This window comes from Ornithinimicrobium cerasi, from assembly GCF_003702705.1.
GTDB classification, from domain to species: domain Bacteria; phylum Actinomycetota; class Actinomycetes; order Actinomycetales; family Dermatophilaceae; genus Ornithinicoccus; species Ornithinicoccus cerasi.
On record NZ_QZMN01000001.1, the window covers coordinates 204,384 to 220,793 of the forward strand.

The following is a 16,410-nucleotide window of genomic DNA, read 5'->3' on the forward strand; positions in this document are numbered from 1 at the left end:
GTGGCGGTCGACGACTTCGTGCACCTCCACGTCGCCTCGAGCGCGTCCATGCGCTTCGGCGCCTCACGCCCCGACGAGCTGGTGGCGCTCGCGGCCGACCACGGGCAGTCGGCTCTCGCTCTCACCGACCGTGACGGGCTCTACGGCGCGGTCCGGTTCGTGCGTGCCTGTGCCGAGGCGGGGGTGGCGCCGGTGCTGGGCGTGGACCTCGCGCTGGCCGGCCCGCGTGACGGGGACGGGTCCGCGCGTGTGGCGCTGACCGGTGCCGCCGCGCTCGGGAGGCCTGAGGGGCCCTGGCCGGACGCACCGGGTCCACCGGGCGGGTCCGAACGGTTCATCGGAGCTCGGCCCGCCCGGGCGCAACCGGTCAAGGGCGGCACCCTGGTCGACGACCAGCAGCCGCGGGTCGTCGTGCTCGCCCGTGGCCAGGAGGCCGGGCTGGCGCCCGGCACCGGGTGGGCCCGGTTGTGCCGGCTGGTGACCCAGACCCACCTGGCGGGGGAGCGGGGCACTCCTCGGACCCGCCCGGACCTGCTCGCCCGGGCCGCGACCCCGGTGGACGGCACCGCACCCGTCGTCGTGCTGCTCGGGCCTGACTCCGACGTCGGCCGGGCGGTCCTGGCGCGACGGCGCGACCAGGCGCGCGCCCTGCTGCGTGCCTGGCAGGAGGTGCTGCCCCCCGACGCCCTGCGGGTCGAGCTCGTCTGCCACGGTGGGCCCGGGGACAGCCCGGCGAGCCTGGGCCAGGCGTCGCGGCTGTGGGCCCTGGCCCGTGAGTGCGAGGTCCCCGCTGTGCTCACCGCCGCGGTCCGGCACGCCGTCCCGGAGCAGGCGCGGGTGGTCGACGTCCTCGACGCCGCCCGGCGGATGGTCGCGCTCGACGAGCGGCACCTGGACCGGGTGAGCACCGCCGGCCATCTCGCCGGCACCGCCACCATGCACGCCACCGCCGCCTGGCTGGAGGAGGCCGGGGGTGCGGACGCACGGGCCGAGGAGCTGCTGCGCGACACCCTCTCGCTGGCAGCCGAGTGCCACCAGGACCCGCGCTCCGACCTCGGCATCGGCTCCGTCCACCTGCCCGAGCCCGAGATCCTCGGCGTCAGCGGTGTGGGTCAGGCGCACCACGTCCTCACCGAGCGCTGCGGGCAGGCGGTGGCCACCCGCTACCCCGGCGCGGGCACGGCATACCTGGAGCGGATCCGGACCCGCCTCGACGACGAGCTGGGCGTGATCGCCGGGCTCGGCTACCCCACCTACTTCCTCACCGTGGCGCAGGTCTGCGACCTCATCCGTGACAACGGGGTGCGGGTCGCCGCCCGCGGCTCGGGCGCGGGGAGCCTGGTGACCTACCTGCTGGGGATCAGCGGCGTCGACCCGATGGAGCACGGTCTGCTCATGGAGCGGTTCTGCTCACCGCTGCGCGCCCAGCTGCCCGACATCGACATCGACGTGGAGTCGGCGCGCCGCACCGAGATGTACGAACGGATCCTCGAACGTTTCGGCTCGGAGCGGGTGACGTGCGTGTCGATGGTCGAGACCTACCGGGTCCGGCACGCGATCCGGGACGTCGCGGCCACGCTGGGGATGCCGCCGGGGGAGATCGACGCCATCGCCAAGGCGTTCCCGCACATTCGGGCCAGGGACGCGCGGGCCGCGATCCGCGACCTCCCCGAGCTGCGGCGCCAGGGGCTCGACGCGCCCCGCATGCAGCTGCTGATGGAGCTGGTCGAGTCGCTGGACGGCCTGCCGCGGCACATCGCCATGCACCCCTGCGGGGTCATCCTGTCCAACACCGGGCTGCTGGACCGGACCCCGGTCGAGGCGAGCTGGCTGGGCTTCCCCATGAGCCAGTTCGACAAGGACGACGTCGAGGAGCTCGGGCTGCTCAAGCTCGACGTGCTCGGCATCCGGATGCAGTCCGCGATGGCGCACGCCGTCGAGGAGGTGGCGCGCGTCGACGGGACGCGCATCGACCTGGACGACCGGGCGGACGTCCCCCTGGACGACCCCGACACCTTCGCGCTCGTCCAGTCCACCCGGACCCTCGGCTGCTTCCAGATCGAGTCTCCCGGGCAGCGCGAGCTCGTCGGCAAGTTCGCCCCGGAGACGTTCACCGACATCATCATCGACATCTCCCTGTTCCGACCCGGGCCGGTGAAGTCGGACATGATCCGTCCCTTCCTGCACGCGCGGCAGGGCTGGGGGGAGCCCGACCACATCCACCCCAGCCTCAGCCCCTACCTCGCCGAGACCTGCGGGGTCGTCGTCTTCCACGAGCAGGTGCTCCAGATCGTGGCCGAGACCACCGGCGTCAGCCTGGCCCAGGCGGACGAGGTCCGCCGGGCCATGGGCTCTCCGCAGGGCCAGCAGGAGGTCGAGGTGTGGTGGCGCCGGTCCGCGGCCGACCGGGGCTACCGGCCCCCCGAGCTCGAGCGGATCTGGGAGGTGCTGGCGGCCTTCGCCTCCTTCGGGTTCTGCAAGGCGCACGCCGCGGCGTTCGCGCTGCCGACCTACCAGTCGGCGTGGCTCAAGACCCACCACACCGCGGCCTTCCTCTCGGGCGTGCTCACCCACGACCCGGGGATGTACCCCAAGCGCCTCATCCTCGACGAGGCGCGGACCATGGGGGTCCACGTGCTCGGTCTCGACGTCAACGCGTCCGCGGAGGTCTACCGGGTGGAGCGGGTCGGGCCCGGGTATGCCGAGGGCGGGCTCGACCCGCTCGCCCCGGCCCCCCGGGGCGCGCTCCCCGCCGAGCGGCCGGGGCTGCCGCCGGTCGACCGGGTCGACGAGGTGATGGCGGCGGTGGAGCACCGGGCGGGGGAGTACGGCATCCGGCTCTCCCTCGCCGACGTCCGGGGGATCAGCGACGACGAGGTGACCCGGATCGTCGCGGGGCAGCCCTACGCCTCGCTGGCCGACCTGTGGCAGCGGGCCCGGCCCAGCCGCCCCACGGCCGAGCGGCTGGTCCTCGCCGGCGGGCTCGACGCCCTTCACCAGGTCGGGCGGTGCAGCCGCGGCCGCGGGGGGCTGACCCGTCGGGACCTGCTGCTGCACGTGCGGGAGCTGGACCGGTGGACCCGGCACGCCACCAGCGGGGCGGGTCGTCGTCGCGCCGGACGGCGGCTGGCCGCACCGACGCTCGCTCCGGCCGTGGAGGGGGAGGTGGCGTCCCGCACGCGTGAGCAGGCGGTGGGGCGACGGGCCTGGCACCCGCAGGACGCCACGGCGACCCAGCTCACCCTGCAGCTGGGGGACGAGCCGAGCCCGGTGACCGGCAGCGGGCTGCCCGAGATGACCGAGCACGAGCAGCTGCAGGCCGAGCTGGAGGTGCTCGGCATGGACGTCAGCCGGCACGTCGTCGAGGGGTTCGGCCCGATGCTCGCCGACCTGGGTGTCACCCGGTCCCGCGAGCTGCTGTCCCGGCGCAACGGCTCGGAGGTGCTCATCGCCGGTGCCAAGGTCGCGACGCAGACGCCCCCGGTCCGGTCCGGGAGGCGGGTGGTCTTCCTGACCCTCGACGACGGCACCGGCCCGGCCGACGCCACCTTCTTCGAGGATGTGCAGGGCCCCTTCGCCGCCACCGTGTTCCACTCCTGGCTGCTGCTCGTGCGTGGCGTGATGCGTCGCACCGGCCCGCGGGGGCTGTCGGTGCGCGCCACCGGTGCGTGGGAGCTGGGCGCCCTTCTCCCGGTGTGGGAGCGCGGCGGGGTGCCGGAGGTGCGTGCGGCGATGGCGGAGAGCGAGGAACGCGCGCGGTTCCTGCTGGCGGAGGCCGAGGAGCTGGCGCGCCAGCAGGCGGCGGGCGAGGAGCCCCGCGCACGGCGCGTGCTCGTGCACGCCTCGGGGTTCCGCCAGTCCCCCTACGCCGACATCCGCCCCGCCGGCGGGGACACCCGCCAGGGCGTCCCCGGCTCCAAGCTGTGGCACTCCAGCCCCGGGAGCTCCGGGTGGTGAGCCTCCTCGACCCCCGTCCTGTCGACGACGCCCCGTTCGGCGGCGGGCAGGTCGAGGGGAGGCCGGCCGCCGCAGGGCAGGACGACGTCACCGTGCTCCACGTGGACATGGACGCCTTCTACGCCGCGGTGTCGCTCATCGACCGTCCCGAGCTCCGGGGGCTCCCGGTGGTCGTGGGCGGCGGGTGGCGCAGCGTCGTCCTCTGCGCCACCTACGAGGCGAGAGCCTTCGGGGTCCGGTCGGGGATGCCGATGGCGACCGCCCGGAGGCTGTGCCCGCCGGCGGTGGTGGTGCGCCCTGACATGGACCGCTACGCCAGGGTGTCCGAGGCCGTCATGGCGGTCTTCGCCGAGGTGACCCCGGTGGTCGAGCCCGTGTCCATGGAGGAGGCGTTCCTCGACGTGTCGTCAGTCCGGAGGCAGTGGGGCGACGCCGCCAGGGTCGGCCAGTGGATCCGGGACACGGTCGCCGACGAGCAGCAGATCACCTGCTCGGTGGGAGGAGCACCGAGCAAGGCCGTGGCCAAGATGGCCTCCCGGGTAGCCAAGCCCGACGGGATGCGGCTGGTCACCCGGGGCGAGGTCGTCCCGTTCCTGCACCCCATGCCGGTCGGTGCGCTGTGGGGGGTGGGTGAGGCGACCGAGGCCGAGCTGAGCCGGCTCGGGCTGCACACGGTGGCCCAGCTGGCGCACGTGCCGCTGGAGACCCTGCGCAGGGCGATGGGCGACCACGCCGCCGCCCACCTGCACGCCCTGGCGTGGGGGCAGGACACCGACCCGGTCACCCCGGCCAGGGTGGAGCGCAGCGTGGGCTCCTCGCAGACCTTCTCCCACGACGTCGACGACCCGGACGCGATCCGCCGCCAGCTCCTCCACCTCGCCGAGCGCACCTGCAGCCGGATGCGCCACGGAGAGGTTCTCGGTCGCACGGTCGTCCTCACCGTCCGGTTCTCCGACTTCACCACGATCACCCGGTCCCGCACCGTCCCGGTGCCGACCGACGTCACTCGCGAGGTCCACGCCGTCGCCAGCGCGCTGTACGACGCGCTGGGACTGCAACGGGCCCGGATCCGCATGCTGGGGGTGCGGGTGCAGGGGATCACCGAGGCTGACCAGACGCTCGTCCAGGGCCGGCTCGACGAGCCGGAGCACGGCTGGCGCGAGGCCGAGCGGGCGATGGACCGCGCGGCCGCCCGGTTCGGCTCCCAGGCCGTGCTTCCAGCGAGCCTCCTCAGACCCGTCCGCACGTCAGCATGACCCCGTCCGGACCCCCCTCCCACCCCGCCCAGGTTGGTCTGAGACCCTGCGGGAACTTCCGCTAGTGCTTCAGGCGTTAGCGGCATATCCTGAAGTCCCACAGAACGGCGTCTGGCTTGCCGACGCACAACGAGTGATAACCCCGGAGGTCACCGTGCCGCTCTCCGAACACGAGCAACGTGTCCTCGAGCAGATGGAGCAGGCGCTCTACGCCGAGGATCCTCGTCTGGCCAGCACGCTCAAGAGCACGGCGTCCGGCGGTGCCGGGGTCGAGCGTCGGCGACTGGTCATCGGCGTGCTCGTCGCCCTCGGAGGGCTCGCACTCGTCCTGGTCGGTGTCATGACCCAGATGATCTGGATCGGGGCCGTCGGCTTCCTCGCCATGGTGCTCGGCGGCGCCTGGGCGGCCACTCCCGGTCGGCACGGCAGGCCCCGGCTCGGGGTCGTCGGCGCGGACGGTCAGCCCCGGCGGAGCGGCCCCTCGGGCGGCGCCGGCGGTGGAGGCGGAACCGGCCCCCGACGTCCACGCCGCCCCTCCTCCGGCGGCGGCGCGGGCGGCTTCATGCAGCGCATGGAGCAGCAGTGGGACCGACGCAAGGAACAGGGCCCTTCCTGAGCCCTCAGATCGGCACCGCCGACCTCTCGATCCTTCTCCAACGCGTTGCCCAGCGAGACCAGGCCGCCTTCGCAGAGTTGTACGACGCGACCGCGCCCAGGGTCTACGGCCTCGCCCTGAGGGTGCTGCGCAACCCCACGATGGCCGAGGAGGTCGCCCAGGAGGTCCTCCTCCAGGTCTGGCGTGAGGCTGACAAATTCGACCCGGCCCGCGGCTCGGCCCTCGCCTGGCTGCTGACGATCACCCACCGGCGAGCCGTCGACCGCGTGCGTTCCGAGGAGGCCCAATCCGCACGGCTACGCCGCTACGAAGCACTCCATGAGAACGTCCCGTTCGACTCCACGGCCGAGGCGGGTGAGCTCCGGTCGGAAGCCTCCCGGGTGCGCAGCGCCATCGACCTGGTCGGGGAACCGCACCGGACGACCTTGATCCTCGCGTACTTCGAGGGGCTGACCCACCGAGAGGTGGCCGAGCGCACCCAGGTCCCCCTGGGGACCGCGAAGACGAGGATCCGTGACGGACTGCGCAAGATGCGCCAGGTGATGGCAGGAGGTGAGCAGGGATGACCGAGCAGGACGGCACCGAGGATATGCACGATCTCGCGCCGGCGTACGCCGTCGACGCCCTGGACCCCGCCGAGCGGGCGCGCTTCGAGACCCACCTCACCTCCTGCCCCGGGTGCGCAGCACTCGTGCAGGAGCTGCAGGAAGCGGCTGTCGAGCTGTCCGCAGGTCTGGAGGCGGAGCCCCCGGCGGCCCTGCGGGCTCGCGTGCTGGAGGCGGTCCGGATCGAGGCAGCTCACGTCGACGGCGGGCACGTCGACGACGTCGTCGTGCCCCTGCGTCCGGCCCACCGCGCGCAGGGCCCCTCGCGCCGCCGTGGTGGCCGATGGCTGACTGCCGCCGCCGCCGCGGCCGCCGTCGTCGTCGCCGGGGTGTGGGGGGTCTCGGAGCTCCGGCCGGACGACCCGGCGCAGCAGGTCGTCTCGGCCTCGGACGCTCGTGAGTACTCCGCGACGACGTCCGTGGGAACCGTCACGGTGATCAGCTCCTCCACCCGTGACGCCGCCGTCCTGCGGCTCCCCGACGACGTCGAGCCGCCGCCCGCGGGTTCGGTCTACCAGGCCTGGTTCGTCGGCACCGACGGGTCCGCCCGGTCGGCGGGCCTGCTGCCGGCGGAGGTGCTCGAGTCCGGCGAGGTCGTCCTCGAGGGCACCCCCGCGGGCGCGGCCGCCGTCGGTCTGAGCGTGGAGCCGGACGGTGGTTCCCCGCAGCCGACCACCGAGCCGTTCGCCGTCGTACCGCTCTCCTGAGCTGAGGCGGGGCGGCCATCCGGGGCCTCCATACATCAGCGGGGCACCTTCGAGGAGCAGCAACGGCCGGCCATACCTGGCTTCCGGCTGCCGGCGAGCAGTCTCGGTCCCCTCGGCCACCAGCCGTCCGACGACCGTGTTGTCGAGGTGGTGCCCGCTCCCGGCGTCCACCTCGCCGCCGCAGGTGACGGACCCGCACCTCCGGACCGACGTCGGGCCATAGACGTCTACCGTCGGGAAGTCGGACAGCGGTCGACCCGGTGGACCTCGTCGATCACGGTCCGGCCGTCCTCGCGGTCCACCTCGACGGCGTCGCTGACGGCGACGACGCCGAGCTCGAGAAGACCGACGGCCGGCCGCCCGGGACGATCGGATGACCGGATGGCAGGACGTGACCTACGTCACGTCGAGGAACAGGATCGTCACCGCCCACGCGGCGATGATGGTGAAGGCCGTCACGAGCTCGATGAGGATGTTGGTGCCGACGGCGCGCAGCGCGTGCTTGGTCGCCGACCAGGCCTCGCCGCGGTCCCGGGTGTGCGCCAGCGAGACGAGATAGATGCCGACCGGGAAGCCGACGAAGAGGCCGACCACGGGGATGACGAACGCCAGCGCGATCGCCGCGACGACCCCTGCCAGCAACGTGCTGGTCCGCACCCCCGCGGCGCGCATCCGCTTCCCCGGGACGAACCACTGCAGGAGGGAGCCGACCAGGTAGAGCACGACGGTCACCGACAGCAGGACCCACCCCAGGGTCGACTGCTCCACGAGGGCCCACAGCAGCACCGCTCCGACGATCAGCAGCAGCCCCGGGAGGATCGGTACGACGATGCCCAGCACCCCGACGACCATCAGCAGGGCCGCGACAACCTCGATCGAGCTCATGGTGGGTCAGTCTGCCAGCCGGTCGGCCGACCGGCCCGAACCAACGACGCCCGCCCCGACACGGTCGGGGCGGGCGGTGGCGGAGGGAGCAGGCTCAGATGGCCGGCGTCTCCTCGGCGTGGAGCCGGTGGGTCTCGTCGAGGATCTCGATGTCGTCCAGGCCGCGCAGCTTGTCGAGGTGCTCACGCCCGTGGTGGGCGCAGAAGTGCAACGCCAGTCCGTCGGCGAGACGGGCGCGGATGTAGGCCTGGGCGCCGCAGCGGTCGCAGCGGTCGGCAATCGTCAGCTCGGGGGTGAGAGTGGCGTTCACGGGCGGGTCTCCTCTCGGGCTCCGGTCGACGGTCGCGGATGAGCGCCTCCGGGTGCATCACAGTCAAGCATGTCAATGCTCTACCACCCTGTCTTTGTGCCCGGAACGTCGAAGGTTTCGCTCAGCGCGTAGACGGGAACTTTTCGGCTGGCCAGGACACCCGTCCCCGGGACGGCAGGTCGCCCGCCCACCACCCGTGCGCGGAGGGCGCGCCTGGCGGGCCGTGTCGGTGGCCGCGGTTAGGCTGCCGAGGTCCACCCAGACGAAGGAGACCCCGTGGCGCAGGACTACTCGGCCCGGCACCTCCAGGTCCTCGAGGGCCTGGAGGCGGTGCGCAAGCGCCCGGGGATGTACATCGGGTCGACCGACTCCCGAGGTCTCATGCACTGCCTCTGGGAGATCATCGACAACTCGGTGGACGAGGCCCTCGGCGGGCACGGCGACCGGATCGAGGTGATCCTGCACGAGGACCGCTCGGTGGAGGTGCGCGACACAGCTCGCGGCATCCCGGTCGACATCGAACCGCGTACCGGGCTCAGCGGCGTCGAAGTCGTCTTCACCAAGCTGCACGCGGGCGGGAAGTTCGGTGGGGGCAGCTATGCGGCCTCCGGCGGTCTCCACGGGGTCGGCGCCTCCGTCGTCAACGCCCTGTCGGCACGCCTCGACGTCGAGGTGGACCGGGGCGGCAGGACCTACGGCATGAGCTTCCGGCGTGGTGAGCCGGGCACCTTCGCGGACGGGACGCGCCCGCCCACCCCTGACGCAGCGTTCACGCCCTTCGAGCGCAGCAGCGAGCTGGCGGTCGTGGGCAAGACCCGGCGCGGGGTGAGCGGCACCCGGGTCCGCTACTGGGCCGACCCGCAGATCTTCATCCGGAACGCCCGCTTCGAGTACGACGAGCTGGTCGCCCGCGCCCGCCAGACCGCCTTCCTCGTGCCCGGACTGACCGTGGTGGTGCGGGACCAACGGCGCCTCCCCGAGACCCCGGGCGCCGACGGCCCCCACGAGGAGGTGTTCGCCTACTCCGGCGGCATCACCGAGTATGCCGAGTACCTCGCCTCCGACACCGCCCTCACCGACGTCTGGCGCCTGCGGGGCGCCGGCAGCTTCACGGAGACCGTGCCGGTCCTCGACGAACGGGGCCACATGGTCAGCCGGGAGGTCGAGCGCGAGTGCGAGGTCGACGTCGCGGTGCGCTGGGGGACCGGGTACGACACCGTCCAGCGCAGCTTCGTCAACATCATCTCCACCCCTAAGGGCGGCACCCACGTGGCCGGCTTCGAGCAGGCGCTGATGAAGGTCTTCCGTCGTCAGCTCGAGGTGAACGCCCGCAAGCTCAAGGTCGGCAACGACAAGGTGGACAAGGACGACATCACCGCCGGCCTCACGGCGGTGGTCACGGTCCGTCTGGCGGAGCCGCAGTTCGAGGGCCAGACGAAGGAGGTGCTCGGCACCAACGCGGTCCGGGCCATCGTCTCCAGGGTGGTGGAGAAGGAGCTCACCGACCGGTTGACCTCCACCCACCGCGGTGACAAGGCCCAGGCCGCGCTGCTGCTCGAGAAGGTCGTCGCCGAGATGAAGTCGCGCATCTCGGCGCGGCTGCACAAGGAGACCCAGCGCCGCAAGAACGCGCTGGAGTCCTCCTCCCTGCCGGCCAAGCTCGCCGACTGCCGGACCAGCGACACGCTGCGCAGCGAGCTGTTCATCGTCGAGGGGGACAGCGCCCTCGGCACCGCCAAGCTCGCGCGCTCCAGCGACTACCAGGCGCTCCTGCCGATCCGGGGCAAGATCCTCAACGTCCAGAAGGCGTCGGTCTCCGACATGCTCTCCAACGCCGAGTGCGCCGCGATCATCCAGGTCATCGGGGCGGGCTCGGGCCGCAGCTTCGACCTGGACGTGGCCCGCTACGGCAAGGTCATCATCATGACCGACGCGGACGTCGACGGCGCACACATCCGCACCCTCCTGCTCACCCTGTTCTTCCGCTACATGCGACCTCTGGTCGACGCGGGCCGCGTCTACGCAGCGATGCCACCGCTGCACCGCATCGAGGTCGCCGGTGGGCGGGGCGGGAAGGAATACGTCTACACCTACACCGAGGCCGAGATGCGCCGGACGGTGGCCGCCCTGCAGAAGAAGGGCAGGGGGATCAAGCAGCCCCTGCAGCGATACAAGGGCCTGGGGGAGATGGATGCCGACCAGCTCGCCGAGACCACGATGGACCCACGCCACCGCACGCTGCGTCGCATCACGCTGGCCGACGCCGCCCGGGCCGACGGTGTGTTCGAGCTGCTGATGGGCACCAACGTCGCGCCGCGCAAGGACTTCATCGTCGACTCGGCGCACGAGCTGGACCGCGACCGCATCGACGCCTGAGGGGCGGTCGACAACGCTCCCGGTCGGGCCGGAGCCGCCCGATGCGGTAACCTTGAAAGACACCTGCGCCGTGCGGCGGGGTGAACCACACCTCAGGACGATCCGATCCTGGGGTCCACGGGCGCCCACGATGCGCGCCTGGAGGTCGGTCCGGTCACGCGAGCAGCGTCGAGGCGAGAACCACCTCGACAACGTGAAGCGAGTTGAGCCGTCATGGCCAAATCTGTCAACAGTTCTGCCGGTGCCCCGGGCAAGAAGCCGCGGCACACGGTCGCCCAGAAGAAGGCGGCCCGTGAGGCTCGTGATGAGCAGGCCCGCGCCCAGCTGAAGGGTCGACGCCAGCGTCCCCGCACCGACGGGCCCGAGGACCGGGGCTCCGAGCGTGGCGGCTACCCCCGCCGTGACGACGACCGCGGGGGTGCCCAGCGCCGTGATGGCGGGACGGGCGGCGGTTACCCGCGTCGGGACGACGACCGTAGCGGATACCAGCGCCGTGACGACGACCGCGGGGGCTACCAGCGCCGTGAGGGCGGCTCCGGTGGCGGTTACCAGCGCCGCGAGGGCGGCTCCGGCGGCGGGTACCAGCGCCGTGACGACGACCGCGGCGGTTTCCAGCGTCGTGAGGGCGGTTCCGGCGGCGGGTACCAGCGCCGTGACGACGACCGCGGCGGCTACCAGCGTCGCGAGGGCGGCTCCGGTGGCGGCTACCAGCGCCGTGACGACGACCGCGGCGGCTACCAGCGTCGCGAGGGCGGCTCCGGTGGCGGCTACCAGTCCCGCGACGACCGGGGTGGCAGCTACCCGCGCCGTGACGACGACCGCGGGGGATACCAGCGCCGCGACGACCGCGGCGGGGACCAGCGTCGCGAGGGCGGATCCGGCGGGGGTTACCAGCGCCGCGACGACCGCGGCGGTTACCAGCGCCGTGACGACGACCGCGGCGCACCCCGCCGCGAGCACACCTGGCGCGCCCACCGGGAGGACCGCGAGGGCCGTCAGGCCGAGCGTGGTCGTCACGAGGGCCGTAGCTGGGACGAGAGCCGACGGCACAACGACCGTCGCTGGGACGACCGCCGGGACCGCGACGTGCGCCCCGACCACGCCCCGGTCGAGGAGGCCGAGGCCGAGCGCGAGGCGGCGGACGCGGCATACCAGGAGCGCACCGCCTCCGGGCCGGCCGAGAACGTGAGCGCCACCGTCGAGGAGGACAACGGCTTCGCCACGCTCGGGATCGACGAGAAGCTCGTCGCCACCCTGGCGCGCATCGGCATCACGCAGCCGTTCCCGATCCAGTCGGCGACCATCCCGGACGCCCTCGCCGGCAAGGACCTGCTGGGCCGGGGCCAGACCGGGTCCGGCAAGACGATGGCCTTCGGCCTGCCGATGCTGCACCGGCTGGCCCGGGCCCCGCGCGCCGTGCCCCACCGACCGCGCGCTCTCATCGTGACCCCGACCCGGGAGCTCGCGATGCAGATCGTCGACGCCCTCGCGCCGCTCATGCGCGCCGTCGACCGTCGTTTCCTCCTCGTCGCGGGCGGGATGTCCTACACGCCGCAGCTGTCCGCCCTGGACCGGGGCGTCGACGTCCTCGTGGCCACGCCCGGCCGCCTCATCGACCTGATCGAGCGGTCGGCGGCCGACCTCTCCGAGGCCGAGGTCGTGGTGCTGGACGAGGCCGACCACATGGCCGAGATGGGGTTCGTCGAGGCGATCCGCCAGATCCTCGACCTCACCCCCAAGGACGGGCAGAAGCTGCTCTTCTCGGCGACCCTCGACCACGGCGTGGACCAGGTCGCCAAGAGCTACCTCAAGGACCCCGTCACCCACTCCACCAACGACGTGACCGCGAGCGTCGCGACCATGGAGCACCACCTCTTCCTCGTGCACCCGCACGACAAGAAGCCGATCACCGCCGCGATCGCCAACCGTCCCGGCCGCACCGTGGTCTTCTGCCGCACCAAGCTGGGCGCCGACCGCATCGCCACACAGCTGCGGGAGTCCGGAGTCTTCGCGGCTGCGCTGCACGGCGGCCTGAACCAGGCGCAGCGCACGCGGGTGCTCGACGCGTTCAAGAACGGCAACCTGCCGGTGCTCGTCGCCACCGACGTCGCGGCCCGGGGCATCCACGTCGACGACGTCTCCCTGGTGCTGCAGGTCGACCCCCCGGCAGACCACAAGGACTACCTGCACCGCTCCGGGCGCACCGCCCGTGCCGGTGACGAGGGTGTCGTCGTCACGCTGGCGCTGCCCCACCAGAAGCGCCAGGTCTCCCGGCTGCTCGACGCGGCCGGCGTCCAGACCGAGCCGCGTCTCGTCGGCCCGGAGGACGTGGCCGTTATCGAGACCGCGGGCGGGTCGGTCCCCACCGGCGACCCGATCCTGCAGGAGCAGCTCGACGCCATCCTGCGTCCGCGCCGTCCGCAGGGCCGGGGCGGACGCGCAGGGTATGGCGACCGTTCCGGGCGTCGTGACTCGCGCGGCTATGCCGGTGGCCGGGGTGGGCAGCGTCCCCGGGACGACCGTGACGGCCGCCGCGGCGGACCTTCCGGACGCCCGCGCCGCGACCCCGACGCACCGTCGCGGGACAGCCGTCCCGACTGGCGCCCGAAGGGCTGACCGACGCCGACCTAGGATGGCCAGCGGTGCCGCCGTCGAGGCGAGGCGGCACCGCACCGTCCAGCACCACCCCGGAGGCAGCATGACGACGCTCACCCACGCGCCCGCCGAGAGCACGATCGACCCCTCTCTGCGTCACGTCTACCGGGAGGTGCTGCGCCGCAACGCCGGTGAGCACGAGTTCCACCAGGCGGTGGAGGAGGTGCTGGGCAGCCTCGGGCCGGTGGTCAAACGGCACCCGCACTACCTCGACGAGCGGGTCATCGAGCGGCTCTGCGAGCCCGAGCGGCAGATCATCTTCCGGGTGCCGTGGACCGACGACGCCGGTCAGGTCCAGATCAACCGCGGCTTCCGCGTCGAGTACTCCTCGGTGCTGGGTCCCTACAAGGGGGGCCTGCGCTTCCACCCGAGCGTGCTGCTGGGGACGGTGAAGTTCCTCGGGTTCGAGCAGATCTTCAAGAACGCGCTGACGGGGATGCCGATCGGCGGCGGCAAGGGCGGGTCCGACTTCGACCCCAAGGGCCGTTCGGACACCGAGGTGATGCGCTTCTGCCAGTCGTTCATGACCGAGCTCTACCGTCACCTCGGCGAGTACACCGACGTCCCGGCCGGTGACATCGGGGTCGGTGGCCGCGAGATCGGCTACCTGTTCGGGCAGTACAAGCGGATCACCAACCGTTACGAGGCCGGCGTGCTCACCGGCAAGGGCCTGGCCTGGGGAGGCTCGCGCGCCCGCACCGAGGCGACGGGCTACGGCACGGTGTACTTCGCCGACGAGATGGCCCGGCACGCCGGTCGCTCCCTCGAGGGCAAGCGGGTGGTGGTCTCGGGCTCGGGCAACGTCGCCATCTACGCCGTCGAGAAGGTCACCGAGCTCGGCGGCACCGTCGTGGCGTGCTCGGACTCCTCGGGCTACGTCGTCGACGAGGACGGGATCGACCTCGACCTCCTCAAGGACCTCAAGGAGGTCCGGCGCGAGCGGGTCGGTGCGTATGCCGAGGAGCGGGGTGGGCGCGCCCGTCTCGTCCAGGACGGCAGCGTCTGGGACGTCCCGTGCGAGGTGGCGCTGCCGTGCGCGACCCAGAACGAGCTGGACGACGAGGCCGCCCGCACCCTCGTGCGCAACGGCACCTGGCTGGTCGCGGAGGGTGCCAACATGCCCTCCACCCCTGCCGCGGTCCGCGTCTTCCAGGAGGCCGGGGTCCTCTTCGGCCCGGGCAAGGCCGCGAACGCCGGAGGGGTGGCCACCTCGGCGCTGGAGATGCAGCAGAACGCCTCGCGCGACAGCTGGACCTTCGAGCACACCGACGCCCGCCTCGGGGAGATCATGCGCAACATCCACCAGCGGGTGGTGACCACGGCCGAGGACTACGACCGGCCGGGCGACTACGTCTTCGGCGCCAACGCCGCGGGCTTCACCTCCGTCGCGGACGCGATGCTCGCGATGGGTGTCATCTGAGCGACCTCGATACGCTCCGGGGCATGACGACGACCTCCTCAGACGTGGTGGTGGTCGGTGGTGGCCACAACGGCCTCACCGCCGCCGCCTACCTCGCCCGCGCCGGCCGCTCGGTCCTCCTGCTCGAACGCTCGCCCGAGCTCGGCGGCGCCACCGTGAGCGCCGACGCCTTCGACGGCATGGGCGCCCGTCTCTCGCGCTACAGCTACCTCGTCAGCCTGATGCCCCGCCAGATCATGGCCGACCTCGGGCTGAGCCTGCGTCTCGCGCGGCGCCGCTACTCCTCATACACCCCCGTGCCCGGGGGCGAGGGCGGGCTGCTGGTCGACAACGAGGACGCGGCCGCGACGGCGCGGTCCTTCGCGGCGGTCGGCGCCGCGGCGGACCTCGAGCGGTGGCAGGAGTTCTACGGGCGCACGGGCGAGCTGGCCTCCCGGATGTGGCCCACCGTGACCGAGCCGCTGCTGCGGCGGGCCGAGATGGTCGACCGGGTCGGTGACCCCACGCTGGTCCGGGACTTCCTCGAGCGGCCCCTGGGCGAGGTCCTGGAGCGGACGTTCAGCTCCGACCTGGTGCGTGGCGTGGCCCTCACGGACGGCCTGATCTCCACCTACGCCAGCGCCCACGGCGCCGACCTACGACAGAACATCTGCTTCCTCTACCACGTCATCGGCGGCGGTACCGGCGACTGGGACGTGCCGGTCGGGGGGATGGGTCAGGTGTCCGGGCAGCTCGCCGAGGTCGCCCGCCGCGCGGGGGCGCAGCTGCGTACCGGGGCGACGGTGGTGGGCGTGGAGGAGGGCGCGGTCACCTGGGTGGACGAGCGGGGTATGACGCACCGCGCCACCGCGCGCGACGTGCTGTGGGCGGCGGCACCGGCGGTGCTGGACGACCTGACGGGGACCGAGGGAGAGCGGGTGGAGGGCGCTCAGGTGAAGGTCAACCTCCTGCTCTCGCGGCTGCCGCGGCTGCGGGAGGAGGGGGTCGCGCCGGAGGCGGCGTTCGGGGGGACCTTCCACATCAACGAGACCTACACCCAGCTCCAGTCCGCGTTCGCGGCGGCGTCGCAGGGGCGGGTCCCGGAGCCGATGCCGGCCGAGATCTACTGCCACTCGATCACGGACCCGAGCATCCTGTCGCCGCAGCTGCGGGAGTCGGGCGCCCAGACGCTCACCGTCTTCACCCTGCAGACGCCCGACCGGCTCCTCGACGACGTCGAGTCCCTGGACGGGGCACGGGCCGGGCTGGAGCGGGCGGTGCTCGACTCGCTCGGCTCGGTGCTCGCCGAGCCGGTCGACGACGTCGTGATGAGCCGCCCGGACGGCACGCCCTGCGTCGAGACCAGGACGACCCGCGACCTGCAGGAGTCGTTGGCGATGCCCGGAGGCAACATCTTCCACGCGCCCCTCACCTGGCCGTGGGCCGACGACGACGCCCCGCTCGACACGCCCGCGCAGAGGTGGGGCGTGGACACGGCATACCCGGGCGTGCTGCTGGCCGGCGCCGGCTCGCGCCGGGGCGGGGGCGTGAGCGCCCTCGGCGGCTACCACGCCGCCCGCGCCGTCCTGGAGTCCTAGCAAACGGGCTCGCCCGGCCGCCCAGGACGGGCACGTCCGTGGTGGG

The 16,410-nt window shown here is 72.9% G+C and carries 11 protein-coding genes; 9 read left to right on the top strand and 2 right to left on the bottom strand.

What is annotated here, in order from left to right; genetic code table 11:
- The 5 genes from D4B81_RS00985 (at position 1) to D4B81_RS01005 (ending at position 7,141) form a co-directional block, all read left to right on the top strand.
- Entirely contained in the window at positions 1-3,957 is a 3,957-nt protein-coding gene (locus tag D4B81_RS00985) for a DNA polymerase III subunit alpha (RefSeq protein ID WP_272914046.1), read from the top strand.
- Positions 3,924-5,213, top strand: coding sequence for a DNA polymerase IV (gene dinB, locus D4B81_RS00990; RefSeq protein ID WP_237565733.1), 1,290 nt, complete (start codon positions 3,924-3,926; stop codon positions 5,211-5,213). The genes D4B81_RS00985 and dinB overlap by 34 nt, the downstream gene beginning before the upstream one ends.
- Before the next feature lie 154 nt (positions 5,214-5,367).
- Complete coding sequence (locus D4B81_RS00995; protein ID WP_122260669.1) at positions 5,368-5,829, top strand: DUF3040 domain-containing protein; 462 nt, start codon at positions 5,368-5,370, stop codon at positions 5,827-5,829.
- A complete protein-coding gene (gene sigK / locus D4B81_RS01000) occupies positions 5,796-6,395 on the top strand; it encodes an ECF RNA polymerase sigma factor SigK (RefSeq protein WP_122260670.1) in 600 nt (199 codons plus the stop codon). Before D4B81_RS00995 ends, sigK begins: the two co-directional genes overlap by 34 nt.
- On the top strand, positions 6,392-7,141 hold the full coding sequence (locus tag D4B81_RS01005) for an anti-sigma factor (protein ID WP_122260671.1): 750 nt from the start codon (positions 6,392-6,394) through the stop codon (positions 7,139-7,141). The genes sigK and D4B81_RS01005 overlap by 4 nt, the downstream gene beginning before the upstream one ends.
- Before the next feature lie 396 nt (positions 7,142-7,537).
- On the opposite strand, the gene D4B81_RS01010 is transcribed toward D4B81_RS01005, so the two are convergent.
- Together D4B81_RS01010 and D4B81_RS01015 are read right to left on the bottom strand one after the other, a co-directional pair.
- A complete protein-coding gene (locus tag D4B81_RS01010) occupies positions 7,538-8,026 on the bottom strand; it encodes a DUF456 domain-containing protein (RefSeq protein ID WP_122260672.1) in 489 nt (162 codons plus the stop codon).
- 94 nt (positions 8,027-8,120) lie between these two features.
- Positions 8,121-8,336, bottom strand: coding sequence for a DUF7455 domain-containing protein (locus D4B81_RS01015; protein WP_097186464.1), 216 nt, complete (start codon positions 8,334-8,336; stop codon positions 8,121-8,123).
- Positions 8,337-8,612: 276 nt separating this feature from the next.
- Here D4B81_RS01015 and D4B81_RS01020 point away from each other — a divergent pair, with 276 nt between their 5' ends.
- The 4 genes from D4B81_RS01020 (at position 8,613) to D4B81_RS01035 (ending at position 16,364) form a co-directional block, all read left to right on the top strand.
- Positions 8,613-10,712 (top strand): DNA gyrase/topoisomerase IV subunit B, encoded by a 2,100-nt coding sequence (locus D4B81_RS01020; protein WP_122260673.1) that lies wholly within the window; start codon positions 8,613-8,615, stop codon positions 10,710-10,712.
- A gap of 213 nt (positions 10,713-10,925) precedes the next feature.
- Entirely contained in the window at positions 10,926-13,328 is a 2,403-nt protein-coding gene (locus tag D4B81_RS19085; RefSeq protein WP_122260674.1) for a DEAD/DEAH box helicase, read from the top strand.
- 82 nt (positions 13,329-13,410) lie between these two features.
- Positions 13,411-14,787 (top strand): NADP-specific glutamate dehydrogenase, encoded by a 1,377-nt coding sequence (gdhA, locus tag D4B81_RS01030; protein ID WP_097186995.1) that lies wholly within the window; start codon positions 13,411-13,413, stop codon positions 14,785-14,787.
- A 23-nt stretch (positions 14,788-14,810) separates the two neighbouring features.
- Positions 14,811-16,364 carry a phytoene desaturase family protein gene (locus tag D4B81_RS01035; protein ID WP_122260675.1) on the top strand — a complete coding sequence of 518 codons (1,554 nt, stop codon included), beginning with the start codon at positions 14,811-14,813 and terminating at the stop codon, positions 16,362-16,364.
- Positions 16,365-16,410: the final 46 nt, after the last annotated feature.

What these genes read in the sequence shown, in the direction of transcription:
- D4B81_RS01005 (WP_122260671.1), top strand. Translation starts at nt 6,392, where the DNA reads ATGACCGAGCAGGACGGCACCGAGGATATGCACGATCTCGCGCCGGCG.
- D4B81_RS01010 (WP_122260672.1), bottom strand. Translation starts at nt 8,026, where the DNA reads ATGAGCTCGATCGAGGTTGTCGCGGCCCTGCTGATGGTCGTCGGGGTG.
- D4B81_RS19085 (WP_122260674.1), top strand. Translation starts at nt 10,926, where the DNA reads ATGGCCAAATCTGTCAACAGTTCTGCCGGTGCCCCGGGCAAGAAGCCG.
- gdhA (WP_097186995.1), top strand. Translation starts at nt 13,411, where the DNA reads ATGACGACGCTCACCCACGCGCCCGCCGAGAGCACGATCGACCCCTCT.
- D4B81_RS01035 (WP_122260675.1), top strand. Translation starts at nt 14,811, where the DNA reads ATGACGACGACCTCCTCAGACGTGGTGGTGGTCGGTGGTGGCCACAAC.